Raw genomic sequence first — 13,120 nt, forward strand, 5'->3', positions numbered from 1 at the left:
GAAGACACGCCCATGGTTGACGGTATGTTTACCGGCAAGGTGAGCGAAGGTAATCTCGGTGATGTCGCGACCGCAACAGGCACCATCACCATCTCTGATGTTGATAATGGCGACGATCCGATTTTTGCAAACACCAACGTTACGGGCACCTACGGTGAGTTGGTATTGGTGGATGGTCAGTGGACGTATACGCTGGACCAAAGCCAGGTTCAACAGCTGGACGAGGGTGACCAGGTGCAAGATACCATCACTCTCACGGCGACCGATGGCACCCAACAAAACATCGTGATTGATATTACGGGCACCGAAGACGCGCCAGTCGTGACGGGCACGTTCACCGGTAAGGTGACTGAAGGCAATCTCGGTGATGTCGCGACCGCAACAGGTACCATTACTATTTCTGATGTTGATAATGGCGACGATCCGGTTTTTGCAAACACCACCGTTACGGGCACCTATGGTGAGTTGGTATTGGTGGATGGGAAGTGGACGTATACGTTGAACCAAAGCCAGGTTCAACAGCTGGACGAGGGCGACCAGGTGCAAGACACCATCACCCTGACGGCAACCGATGGCACCCAACAAAACATCGTGATTGATATTACGGGCACCGAAGACAAGCCAGTCGTGACGGGTACGTTCACCGGCAAGGTGATCGAAGGCAATCTCGGTGATGTCGCGACCGCAACCGGCACCCTTGCTATCTCTGATGTTGATAATGGTGATGAGCCAGTGTTCAGCAACACTACCGTTACGGGCACCTATGGTGAGCTAGCATTGGTGGATGGGAAGTGGACGTATACGCTGGACCAAAGCCAGGTTCAACAGCTGGACGAGGGTGAGCAGGTGCAAGACACCATCACCCTGACGGCAACCGATGGCACCCAACAAAAGATCGTGATTGATATTACGGGCACTAATGATGCTCCTGAATTTGTTAGTGGGAGTAATGACAACTTTGGTCTGGATGCTCAAGGTAAAACCGACATCGATAGTTACCAGTTTAGCGTTGATGAAAACAGTCAATCGGGTGTAATTGGAAAAGTAAATGCATTCGATGTCGATCAGGACAGTCAGATAACGTATCACTTAAACGGTCATAGCGAACTGTTTGAAATCAACAGTCTTACTGGTGAGATCAGTGTCAAAAATGGTGCAAATCTGGACCATGAATCTATCGATAACTACCAGCTAGAAGTGGAAGCTCGTGACCAGTTTGGCGGTAAAGACACCGCTCAGGTCGAAGTGTTGGTTCGTGATATTAATGAAGCCCCTATTGCTGAAGATGATAAGGGCATTGAAAAAACAACCAAGACACTTGACCAGAGCAACTGGGATGATAGCACTGATATCACAGTTGATTATTATGTGATTGATACTCGATCTGGAAACAAGGTTTCTGATGCATCGAAAGCTGATTATGTTGGTGACGGCGACCACAAATATGGCGTTAGTTCTGCGCTAGACAGCGGCTCAGACCGGGTTCAAGATGGTCAGATTCGATATGGCGATGCAACCGGACAAAGTGAAGCAATGCGCTTCTCCTTTGCTAATGGTCAGGTTGCCGATCATGCTGAAGTTGAAGTGAAAAACCTATGGACAGACACTTCGAACGGTAGCTGGGAGCCTGGTATTGAGCGCGGTGTTTGGAAGGCTTACTACAAAGGTGACTTGGTTGCGACAGGTGTGTTTGAAGGTACCCGTGGTGGTAATCAAGTAGTCAACATCAATGCAGATGGGCGTTTCTTCGATAGTATTGAAATGTCTACTACCAGCTATAAAGACGGTGTCATTGATCCTAAAGGCTCAGAGTACTTTATTACTCAGGTATCAGCGGACCTGACGACCTTTGATGACGCTTACCAGACCAACGGCTCAGGCACTTTAGAGCTGGATGTTCTAGCGAATGACAGCGACCCGGATGGTGACGCTCTGACTATTATCGACTATCCATCAGAAAGTTTCCTTAATCTGCAAGATGGTAAATTGGTCTTTGATGCGGCCAAGTACCTAGAGTCACTGCCAGCTGATCAACAAACCCTGAAAACGGGTGAAGTGAAAGATTATACCTTCGAATACACCATCCGTGATGACGATGGTCTGACTGATAAAGCAAAAGTTACCGTTAGTGTGATGGGTGAGCCTATGTCGCTCAGTGATGCGCACGCAGCATTGGATGAATCTCAAGTTGGTACGGATACTGGCGTACATGCTGAAGGCAACTTTATCGCAAACCTCGGGTCTGCAACGGAGGCTGAATATCACTTCAACGCCGATCAAAACCTAGGTGGTTTCACCAGCGATGGTAAAGAGGTCGTGTTTGAAGTGAGTGCAGATCAGAGCACTCTAACTGGTTATACTGGAACAGGTGCCGACCGCATCAAAGTGGTTCAAGCCAACATAGATAGCAAAACGGGTCATTTCACAGTTGATCAACATATGCCTCTTGATCATGCGGAGCAGGGGGCGGACATGCTGGATATCCGCGCTAGCGTAGAGGTGGATGCCGGAGGTCAGTCTGAGAGTGCCACCTTGCATCTGAATGTAACGGATTCATTACCGTCATCGTCTTCAGCTCACTACGAAATAAATGATGTTGATTCACAAAGTAATAGTGTTGTGATTGCACTTGATGCGTCAGAATCAATGCTCGACTGGGTAACAGATGCAGACGGACAATATGTTACTCGCTGGCAACTTGCTCAAGACTCTATTAAGTCAATGTTTGAGCAATACCAAGATTTGGGTCCAGTAAGTTTTAGAATTGCAACTTACAGCGGACAACCATCTGGCCAGATTTCTGAGTGGCTAGATTCTGCCGAGGCCATTGATGCCTTTATCTCTGGTATACATCCATATGCATCGACGCCATATAACCAGGCCGTTGACCAAATAAATGAAATACTTAGTGATCCAGAAGATGACGCATTGCTTAGTAATACCGATACCCAGCTTTACTTTATCTCAGATGGTCGACCTTCCGATTTTACCTATTGGACAAATCAAACGAACGTGGGAGAAATTCAAACCCGTGAAAACTTGATTAAGTGGTCAACATCAGATGATTTTGAAAGTGAACAGCGTTATCAGGACATAGTGAATGGTCGGGTTCAGCCTACTTCTGAAGAAGAGGGCATCATTCTGCAAAATGCGATGGAAAATAGCATCAGCAGTAGCGGTCAGGATGTTGAAAATATCTGGTCTGTTGGTATTGGTAATGGAGCGTCTCTGGAACATCTGGAGTCGATCGCGACAGATAAAGGCAGTGCTATTGTCGTTGTAGATGATTCTCAGATTGGGGATTTGCTTAGTAAAACGGTCTCAGGCCAGTTGCAAGGCAACCTTCTGGATGACAATGGCGGTGATGCTCAGTGGGTAGATCACATCACTATCGATGGCGAGATATATTACTACAACAAAGTAAACGGTGATGTCACTACCAGTGATGTCACTACCAGCGATGGCACGAAAATATCGGATCATTCTCTGGCGCAGATTGATACCAACCACGGCAAGCTGACCATTAACTTTGAAAATGGCCACTACGACTATCAAGCGAGCAATGTTGTAGGTCATCAACAAGAGAAGCTTGACGTTACGGTTATCGATGCTGACGGTGATACTACAAATAGTGAAGTTACCATTGATATCCGAGATCGCGCACCAGAATTCATCAGTGTCGGTGATGCAGATCAAACCCACGGCACCGATGCCAACGGTATGCCAACAGAAGATACAGCAAGCTTTGACGTCGCTGAGCAAGAAGTGGGGGTATTAGTCGGCCAGGTGGAAGCGTTTGATCCGGATGGCAGTGACACCATAAAGTATGAATTGAGTGGTGGTGATGCTGATCTATTCCGTGTTGACTCTAATAGTGGTGAGATTTGGCTGAAAGATGGTGTAAAACTGGATCACTCGACTCAGCAAACGTATCAGTTGGAAGTGTCTGCAAGCGATGGTGTGGATACCGATACAACTCAGGTTATCCTGAATGTCACTGAGAACCATGCCCCAACCTCATCTCCAGTTCAGGGCTTTGCTCAGATGGAAGACTTACCGATCAATAAAGTGACGGTAGTGTTCGACCACTCGAACAGCATGACCCGCACCTTTGACGGTGAAAATACCGTGGGTCGTGAGGCAACCGCACCGAAAACTGAATCGAGAGCTTACAAAGCAGCAGCAGCGTTACATTCCATGGTTGAAAACATGATTGCCGATGGAGGAGAATCAAATACCTATATCCGCCTGGTACGTTTCGACGGAGATACATCCACACATAGCTGGCTGACCTTGAGTGAAGTTGAGTTGATGACACGCCCACCAGAGATGAATGGCCGTGATCCAAACGATTTAAGTTTCCAAAATGAAGTGTCAGAATATGTGCGCAACTGGTGTGACGTAGAATACGGTACCAATACGGATTACGATAAAGCTTTAGAGGCTGTAATGGAGCCTGGTGAGGCAAGTAATGCCGTTTACCCTTGGCAGGATGGTTGGGACTATTTCGGTCCAGAAAAACCGTCTGAGAGTAAGGACACCATATTCTTTATCTCAGATGGCGAACCCAACCCTAGCGAGGGCGCTGTTACTTCTCCTGATCTAGCCGAGCGCTGGGAAGATTACAAACAGACTCATGACGCCAAGGTATATGGGATTGGTATTGCTCTCTCTGATAATGTCAAAGCAGCAGAGGCTCTAGATGAGCTTAGCGACAAAGTGGTGTTTATCGACTCAGGTGAAGACTTGGGGCAGTACCTAAACCAGTTCTCTCCCGATCCAATTGCCGGTGAGTTACTGGCGGGAAGCCAGGACGCTGATGGTGATAGCATGACCGTTTCTTTGGCAGAAGGCGATTTCACTCTGCTGGGCGCAGATCTGCACGGTGTAACCGTAAATCAGCCGTTAGTTTCTTCATCCAGTGACGTAGATGGTCAGCTTCATATCCAGACAGCGTTCGGCACTTTGGAAGTGTCATCCAATGGCAGTTATAGCTTTACTCAAAGCGATGAGCTTACTCTACAGGGAGACCAGCAGGCGGATTTGCATTTCTTGTTTAAAGTGTCTGATGGTAAAGGTGGCATAAGTGAAAACGTCTTTACACTTACATTGAACGATTCTGGCACCGATATTGTGCAAACTGAGCGCCATGCGTCGGTGGGAGATGAGTTTGCGAATAGCATCACTGGTGGCGAAAGCATTGATATTTTGCTAGGTCAAGCAGGTGAAGATACGTTGAGTGGTGGCGCTGGCGATGACATTCTGGTTGGTGGGCTTGGAAACGATATCCTGATGGGAGGCTTAGGCAGTGACATCTTGACAGGTGGAGAGGGTCTTGACACCTTCACCTTTACTCAAGAATCACTGGACATGACGCCATCAAGAGATGTGATTAAAGACTTTAGGCTGGATGAAGACAAGTTGGATTTGAGTGACATTCTTGAGTTTGTCGGTGACGACACAACGGATATGGATAACTTGTTGGAACACGTAAGTGCAGACTACGATAGTGCCCTAGATACTCTGAATTTGACGATTACTGGAGAAGGCAGCAACACAATGTCCGTGGCATTAGAGAACTTTGATTTATCAGGGTTGGAGCTAGGGTCGTCAGCGACATCTCATGAAATTGTTGATCAGCTGTTCCATCACCAAGTTTTTAACGTGGATTAGTATTACCTGAAGATAAAGTTATTTTAGTAAACAGCACCTGATTGAATCATCAGGTGCTGTTTTTCTTTTCTGCTGTTGTTAGTTACCGACTTTTTGCCTAACCACTTCAAAAATTGGCAGTAGTAAATGCACTGCTTCGCACTTTAAGTGGTTCTTTGGTTACATGTTTTGATAGCTTGGTCCGCCACCGCCTTCTGGCGCTTTCCATGTGATGTTTTGTGAAGGATCTTTGATGTCACAGGTTTTGCAATGCACGCAGTTGGCGGCATTTATCTGAAACTTCAACTTACTCTCAACTTCCACCACTTCGTAAACCCCAGCGGGGCAATAGCGCTGACTCGGTTCGTCATACATACCCAAATTCACATCAATTGGAATGTGAGGATAAGTCAGAACAAGGTGGCAAGGTTGGTTCTCTTCGTGCTGTGTTCCCGACAAAAATACCGACGAAGGCTTATCAAAACTGATTTCACCATCTGGTTTTGGGTATGTAATTGGTTGGCACTCTTGTTTAGGTTTTAACTGTTCGTGATCGTACGAATAGTCCTTGACAGTCCAAGGTAACGGCTTCTTAACCAGTGGTTGCCATAGGTTATGCTCAAAGGTCGAAAGTGCACCGCCCAGTATGCTGCCAAACTTGTGGATGTTCGCACCAAAGTTACGTGTTTCGGCGAGCTCGTCATACAACCATGATGATTCAAACAATGACTGGTAGTCTGGCTCAGAAGCCCCAGTTTGTAGGGCAGTATGTACTGCTTCTGCTGCAATGATTCCGGACTTCATGGCTGTGTGGCTGCCTTTAATTTTAGCGACATTCAAAGTGCCTGCATCACAACCAATCAATAAACCGCCGGGGAATTGCTGTTTCGGCAGAGAAGAAAGTCCACCTTTTGCAATGGCTCTTGCGCCATATGCGATACGTTGGGCACCTTTAAGATGTTGCTTGATAGCTGGATGGTGCTTAAAGCGTTGAAACTCGTCAAACGGGCTTAAGTAAGGGTTGCTGTAGTTTAAATCTACGATCAAACCGACCGCGATTTGGTTGTTTTCCATATGATATAGAAAACCGCCGCCAGTGGTACTTGTCTCGCTCAAAGGCCAGCCAGCGGAGTGGATAACACTGCCAGATACATCCTTGCTGTCAGTGGGTAATTCCCATATCTCTTTTAAGCCAAGCGCGTAGTGCTGAGGTTGTTTGCCTGCGTCTAAGTCGAACCTTTGAATAAGTTCTTTACCCAGATGTCCGCGACAACCTTCAGCAAAAAGGGTGTATTTTGCCTTTAGCTCGATACCTGGCTCAAAGTTAGATTTGGCTTGGCCGTTCTTATCTAGTCCCATATCGCTCGTATTAATGCCTGTCACGGCGCCACTCTGATCATAATTGATGTTTGCAGCGGCAAAGCCAGGAAAAACTTCCACCCCAAGACTTTCTGCTTGGTTAGCGAGCCAACGGCAAAGGTTGGCAAGGCTAATTACATAATTATTTTCGCCATTTATCATTGGACGTGGCGTAAGGAAATGAGGGACGCGAATATGGTTTTGCTCAGTAGTAAGATAAAGGAAATGGTCTTGCTGAACTGAGGCTGATAGCGGGGCATCCATTTCTTTCCAATCGGGGAAAAGTTCATCCAAGGCATTGGTTTCAAAAACAGCGCCAGATAAAATATGTGCGCCCACTTCTGAGCCTTTTTCTACAACGCAAATTGAAAGTGCGTCACCTTCACTATCTTGGTTGAGTTGAGCTAGGCGACAAGCGGCACTTAAGCCCGCAGGTCCGGCTCCCACGATCACGACATCAAACTCCATGCATTCTCGTTCCATCTATCTGCTTCCTTTCTATTATCGTCATCTGCGTGACAGGTTTTTGGTTTCTATACAGAAAACTATAGCTCAGTTGACGTTAACGTGAAGTGAACTAAGCTCAAGTAATGGATCTGACGTGTTATACGAGGCATGACCATGGACGACCGACCATTAGCAACACTTGTCATTGCGGAACATGACAACCAGTCGTTGGCTGTAGGGACGCTGTGTGCAATTAAAGCGGCATTTGATATCAAGGATGGTGATAAATCGCTTCCTGTTTCTGTATTGCTTATTGGTTATCAGTGCCAATCGGTTTTGGATGAGTTGAAGTGTGTTAAGGGCGTTGCAGAAATTATCTGGGTTGACGCAAAGGAATACGAGCATGGGTTAGCGGAAAACATTGCGCCTTTGATTTCACGAGTAGCCAGAGATTACTCGCACATTCTTGCTCCTGCTAGTACGTTTGGTAAGAATGTAATGCCTCGCGTGGCGGCGTTGCTCGATGTAGGGCAACTTTCGGACGTGATGACCATCGAGTCTATCGATACGGTGATTCGTCCAATTTATGCCGGGAATGCATTGGCTACAGTCACGTCGAACGCTCCCTTTAAAGTGATGACCATACGAAGTACGGCTTTTGATGCCGTAGAGCTGTCAGACACGCCAGTTGTCCCTATGGTTACTCAAGTTGATACGGTTATTATCAACAAACTTAGTGAGTTTATTTCGCAGCAAACGCCAGAAAGTGAGCGACCAGAATTGCCAGCGGCTAGAGTGGTGGTATCGGGTGGTCGTGCATTCGGGAGTAAAGAGAAGTTTGCTTTAGTCGAACAATTGGTTGACAAGCTAGGTGGAGCGGTAGGAGCGTCCCGAGCGGCGGTTGATGCGGGGTATGTGTCTAATGACCATCAAGTCGGGCAAACTGGTAAAATTGTTGCACCTGAATTATACATTGCCGTCGGAATTTCTGGTGCTATTCAACATTTAGCGGGAATGAAAGACTCAAAGGTGATTGTCGCAATTAACAGCGATCCCGATGCGCCTATTTTTGACATCGCTGACTATGGGTTGGTCGGCGATTTATTTGAGGTGATGCCGGAGTTGCTAGAGAAGCTGTAGATATAATCTGTTCTCTCAAACAAAAGGCTTCCGAACTGGAAGCCTTTATCATTTGGTTTTTACCAGTTACTTTTCGCTCGGGCGTTGCAGGTGTTCTGCAAGCACTTTAGTAAACCTTGCTGCTTCACCACCAGTACAAGCGCGATGATCAAACGTTACGGATAGCGGCATTGCTTTCACCGAAATTGCTTGACCATTTCTTATCACCACTCGGTCGAGTATTCGACCAGCACCAACAATAGCGACTTGCGGAGGTGTGACGACAGGTGTCGCGTAAATGCCGGCAATCGCTCCGAAGTTGGAAAGCGTAATCGTCGCGTGCTGTAATTGCTCTCGACCGATTTTTCTCTCTCTGATCCCTTCAACAGTTTGATCGAGCCAACGACGAACATCTTGTGGCTCGTATTCATCTGCGTGGCGCAATACGGGTACGTACAAGCCATGACGGCTATCTACAGCAATACCAAGGTTAACTGTATTGTGCACGCAACGCGTCATGGTTTCTGCATCAAACCAAGCATTTAAAGCGGGCTCTTCCTGACACGCATGAACAATCGCTTGAACTAGACGGATACTGATGTCTTCGTTCGGCAGCCAGTCTTCCAGCAACGCTTCTTCTGTAATGGTCACGGCAGCAACGTGCTCGTGTGACTCAGTCATCGAGGACACCATGGTGCGTCGAGCACCTTTCAATACTTCTGTGCCCGGACGCTGTTTTCCGGCTTCGTCGTAAATGTCGGCATCAACGATAAGACCGTTTGGACCACTGCCTGACACGAGATTAAGATCTACCCCAAGTTTTTGTGCCAATAGACGAGCCGACGGTAGAGCAGTAACTAGATTACTCTCAGTCGTGTTGTGATTGCCTCCAATCCAGAAGTCATCGACGTTAACGTGATGCGCTTGATGAGAAACATTGCCGACAACGGTCGCGGCGTCAGCGGTCTCTTTTTTCTCTACCGTAGCCCCGCGCTCTGCGCCAGTTTCGTCAATTTCGAGTAGCAATGCGCCAATATTGACGATATCACCTTCTTCCCCATGGCGGCTGACTACACGGCCCGAGTAGGGGGCGGGAACGTCGACCGTCGCTTTTGCTGTCTCGACAGTTAAGATCACTTGATCCAACTTAACCATGTCACCGACATTAACGTGCCATTTTACAATTTCTGATTCAGCGAGGCCTTCGCCGAGATCGGGTAAGTTAAACGTCTTCATTTCCAATCCTCCACGAGTTCGCGCGCTGCGGTCACAATGTCTTCTTCCTGAACCATGAAATAATCTTCGTTACGGTAATAAGGCATAATGGTGTCCATTCCAGTTACTCGTTTAGGTGGGGCTTTTAGTAAGCACATGGCGTGTTCGGCTGTTCGAGCTAAAAGCTCAGAGCCCACACCACAAGTTTTACTCGCTTCATGAACAACGAGTAAACGTCCGGTTTTTTCTAGTGAGCTGAAAATCGTTGCGGTATCAATTGGCTTAATGCTCGCCAAATCAATCACCTCGACTTCAATTCCTTGACTAGATAAGGTCTGTGCGGCTTGAAGTGACTCTACGACGCATGCGCCCCAAGTAACAAGCGTGATATCTCGCCCCTTACGTAAGGTGAAGCAGGTGTCGAGTGGAAGTGCTTCGCCATTATCAACGACTTCAGATTTTACGGTTCGATAAATGCGTTTCGGTTCGAAGAACATGACAGGATCATTACTTCGAATCGCGGCGAGAAGCAGGCCGTATGCGCGTTGAGGTGAAGAAGGAATCACTACTTTAAAGCCAGCAGTGTGCGCAAATAGCGCCTCTACACTTTCTGAGTGGTGCTCTGGAGCGTGAATACCGCCACCAAATGGCGCACGAAAAACCGCAGGGCAAGTGAGGCGACCGCGAGTTCGGTTACGCATGCGTGCCGCGTGGCACATTAAGTGCTCCATTGCCGGAAAAACAAAACCTTGAAATTGAAATTCGGCGACAGGTCGTAATCCTTGCGTTGCCATGCCGACCGCAACACCGCCGATTAACGCTTCAGCGAGGGGCGTATCGATCACTCGTTTGAGACCAAACTCTTGTTTGAGCCCTACGGTGGCACGGAATACCCCACCATTATCACCTACGTCCTCACCTAACACGACAACATTTTGGTCTTGTTGCATTTCGTGGTGCAGAGCGAGGTTTACTGCTTCAACTAACGTTAGTTCAGCCATGTTTGCCTCCCTGCATTCGCATTGCTTTGTTGATGAGCTCATCTCTTTGAGCGTGAAGCTCTTGGGGAAGCGATTCATACAAATAATCGAACCCAGTTTCTGGTGCTTGTGACGGTAAGTTGAGGTAGCGTCCAACTGCCAGTTCTACTTGTTCCTTGCAGTATTCTAGCCATTGTTGCTCTTGTTCATCGCTCCAAGCACCTTGATTAAGGAGATACATTTTAAGACGTGCTATAGGTTCGTATTGCCATGCGGTTTGAACATCGTCCTCTTTACGATAACGAGTCGCATCATCGGCAGTAGTGTGGTCACTTAATCGGTAACTGACCGCTTCGATGAGTGTTGCGCCTTTCCCTTTTCTCGCTCTCTCAAGAGCGGTCTTAGTTGCATCATAAACGGCGACGACATCGTTACCATCTACCGTAATGCCCGGGATGCCAGCGCCTTGCGCTTTTTCTGATAAGAAATCGGCAGCACATTGAAGGCTACGCGGCACTGAAATTGCCCACTGGTTGTTATTCACAACGAAAACAAGTGGAATATTCCAAGCACCTGCACAGTTTATTGACTCTAGAAAATCCCCTTTGGATGTACCGCCATCGCCACACATGACTAGCGCAGCTTCATGGTTACCTTGAATTTTCAATGCGGAAGCCACCCCGACAGCGTGCGTACATTGCGTCGCAATGGGGACACAGAATGGAAGATCTCGGCTAGGAATTGGGCTGCCCTCAGGCGCAAAATCACTACCGCGCTCATCACCGCCCCAGTATTGAAGATTCTTCTCCATGCCAATACCACGACACCACATTGCAGGCATATCGCGATAGTAAGGGACAAATACATCATCGGCTTTCAGCGCTCTGCCGACCGCAATGCCGATGGCTTCAGCACCTAGGTGCGAAGGGTAGGTCCCTAGCTTACCGGTGCGTTGCAAGGCAACTGCTTTGTTGTCGTAAGTGCGAGTTAATACCATATCTCGGTAAAACCCGACCAATGTTTCAGTGTCAGCCCAGTTGGGTAGTTGGCCGACTAGGTCCCCACGATGGTCGATAAACCGATGCATGGGTAATGCCTGAACGTTCATCTCAAGCTCCTTTTGACGCTGCGGGTCTTTTGGACTGCAGCTGTTCATACAAAACCAGAGTTTGTATGGGTACTCAAACTCTGATATCAGCGCAAAGGCCATACCTAAGGTTGCGTGTGCTTTCGATAGCGGTAGGCATCTGTTCGTCCCTTAAACTATTTGTCGATAACATCGCTGCGACTATTTCACCGCAAGATACAGAGAAAGGCTTTTCTGTATCTAACCCTCTAACTAAATCGTGGTATAGCCAGATACAATAAGTGTAAACAAATTGTTAAATTGTGCTTCATTTTGACTTTTGGCCAGTAGTAAAGTTTTGCTTACACCCTGGTTTTGTAGAGTAATATGCTGATTTTTAATTGCTGGCATTTTTAAACTCGAATTTAATTGCTATTGAATGAAACATATTTGCAACAAAATTTGGCTGTAAAATTTGACAAAGTGAGTCATTATTAATGAATCAACTCAAGTAGTTGTTATGTGTTGTATTGAGATTTTTTGTTGTGCCCGAAACTCCGGCCTTATGAGAATACATAACTTCTTCCCAACAGAGTGGAATCAGGGTAGGGTGACGGCATTACAAATGTATACCCTCGGCGGTCCTTGAGCTTATCAACAGTAGATGGTGCTCAAGTCGAAGTGATTATGGAGAAATTATGTATCACGCTCATGTTTATTTTCCTTTAAGAGAACAAGATAAAGCGCAAGCCTTGAACGAGATCATCCGTCAAGAGCGTCAAGATGTGCTGCGTGTGTTTCCTTTGGTTGGAAGATTGGTTGGCCCACATAAAATGCCGATGTTTGAAATTCATCTAGAGTCATTGAGTGAAGAGTTTTTGGCTTGGCTCGATACAATTCGAGGTGATTTTTCTGTGCTTATCCATCCTGTGAGTGAAGAAGAGTTGCTCGATCATACGGAACGCGCGATTTGGCTGGGTAGAGAGATTGGTGTATTTGAAGAGAAGCTAGAGAAATAGCTGTTCCTCCCGCATGTATGACCGCTTTGAATGCTTCTCCCCTCATCGCGGTCACCGTAGCAAGTTAGCGTTTTCATGTTCGTTAATAAGTCGCGATTTCCTTTTCTCCATTCTGCAGGCCCTGTTTTTGTGTGCTAAACCTACAAGTAGGTTTTTGAGCTTAAACATCAAGTGAGACCATGTTTCTGTTTAGCATGTCGTTAAATAAGTTTTGGCAGCAATAAAATAATAAGTTCAGATAAATGAAATAGGTATAGCAGGGA

8 protein-coding genes are annotated in these 13,120 nt (G+C 46.9%); 4 read left to right on the top strand and 4 right to left on the bottom strand.

The window, feature by feature from the left end:
* A partial coding sequence (locus CAG69_RS09975; protein WP_161444015.1) for a VCBS domain-containing protein occupies positions 1-5,673 on the top strand: 5,673 nt, incomplete at its 5' end.
* A gap of 159 nt (positions 5,674-5,832) precedes the next feature.
* Here CAG69_RS09975 and CAG69_RS09980 read toward each other — a convergent pair.
* Positions 5,833-7,494, bottom strand: a complete 1,662-nt coding sequence (locus CAG69_RS09980) for an electron transfer flavoprotein-ubiquinone oxidoreductase (protein WP_161444017.1) — start codon at positions 7,492-7,494, stop codon at positions 5,833-5,835.
* A 138-nt stretch (positions 7,495-7,632) separates the two neighbouring features.
* Between CAG69_RS09980 and CAG69_RS09985 the strand changes: the two genes are divergently transcribed.
* Positions 7,633-8,598, top strand: coding sequence for an electron transfer flavoprotein subunit alpha/FixB family protein (locus CAG69_RS09985; RefSeq protein ID WP_161444019.1), 966 nt, complete (start codon positions 7,633-7,635; stop codon positions 8,596-8,598).
* A gap of 66 nt (positions 8,599-8,664) precedes the next feature.
* On the opposite strand, the gene CAG69_RS09990 is transcribed toward CAG69_RS09985, so the two are convergent.
* From CAG69_RS09990 to pdhA, 3 genes are read right to left on the bottom strand one after another with little or no spacing between them, the layout of a single operon-like run.
* Entirely contained in the window at positions 8,665-9,813 is a 1,149-nt protein-coding gene (locus tag CAG69_RS09990) for a dihydrolipoamide acetyltransferase family protein (protein ID WP_047009272.1), read from the bottom strand.
* Positions 9,810-10,793, bottom strand: coding sequence for an alpha-ketoacid dehydrogenase subunit beta (locus tag CAG69_RS09995; RefSeq protein ID WP_005395620.1), 984 nt, complete (start codon positions 10,791-10,793; stop codon positions 9,810-9,812). Before CAG69_RS09995 ends, CAG69_RS09990 begins: the two co-directional genes overlap by 4 nt.
* Complete coding sequence (gene pdhA / locus CAG69_RS10000) at positions 10,786-11,880, bottom strand: pyruvate dehydrogenase (acetyl-transferring) E1 component subunit alpha (protein WP_161444021.1); 1,095 nt, start codon at positions 11,878-11,880, stop codon at positions 10,786-10,788. The genes CAG69_RS09995 and pdhA overlap by 8 nt, the downstream gene beginning before the upstream one ends.
* Before the next feature lie 65 nt (positions 11,881-11,945).
* On the opposite strand from pdhA, the gene CAG69_RS10005 reads away from it, so the two are divergent.
* Entirely contained in the window at positions 11,946-12,140 is a 195-nt protein-coding gene (locus CAG69_RS10005; RefSeq protein ID WP_127891143.1) for a hypothetical protein, read from the top strand.
* Positions 12,141-12,536: 396 nt separating this feature from the next.
* Complete coding sequence (locus CAG69_RS10010; RefSeq protein ID WP_005375836.1) at positions 12,537-12,857, top strand: DOPA 4,5-dioxygenase family protein; 321 nt, start codon at positions 12,537-12,539, stop codon at positions 12,855-12,857.
* Positions 12,858-13,120 lie beyond the last annotated feature (263 nt).

Source organism: Vibrio sp. V43_P6S15P86 (genome assembly GCF_009904725.1).
Classification (GTDB): domain Bacteria; phylum Pseudomonadota; class Gammaproteobacteria; order Enterobacterales; family Vibrionaceae; genus Vibrio; species Vibrio diabolicus.

Excerpts from the sequence above, each read along its gene's own strand:
- CAG69_RS09980 (WP_161444017.1), bottom strand. The coding sequence starts at position 7,494 with ATGGAACGAGAATGCATGGAGTTTGATGTCGTGATCGTGGGAGCCGGA.
- CAG69_RS09995 (WP_005395620.1), bottom strand. The coding sequence starts at position 10,793 with ATGGCTGAACTAACGTTAGTTGAAGCAGTAAACCTCGCTCTGCACCAC.
- CAG69_RS09985 (WP_161444019.1), top strand. The coding sequence starts at position 7,633 with ATGGACGACCGACCATTAGCAACACTTGTCATTGCGGAACATGACAAC.
- CAG69_RS10005 (WP_127891143.1), top strand. The coding sequence starts at position 11,946 with ATGGGTACTCAAACTCTGATATCAGCGCAAAGGCCATACCTAAGGTTG.
- pdhA (WP_161444021.1), bottom strand. The coding sequence starts at position 11,880 with ATGAACGTTCAGGCATTACCCATGCATCGGTTTATCGACCATCGTGGG.
- CAG69_RS09990 (WP_047009272.1), bottom strand. The coding sequence starts at position 9,813 with ATGAAGACGTTTAACTTACCCGATCTCGGCGAAGGCCTCGCTGAATCA.
- CAG69_RS10010 (WP_005375836.1), top strand. The coding sequence starts at position 12,537 with ATGTATCACGCTCATGTTTATTTTCCTTTAAGAGAACAAGATAAAGCG.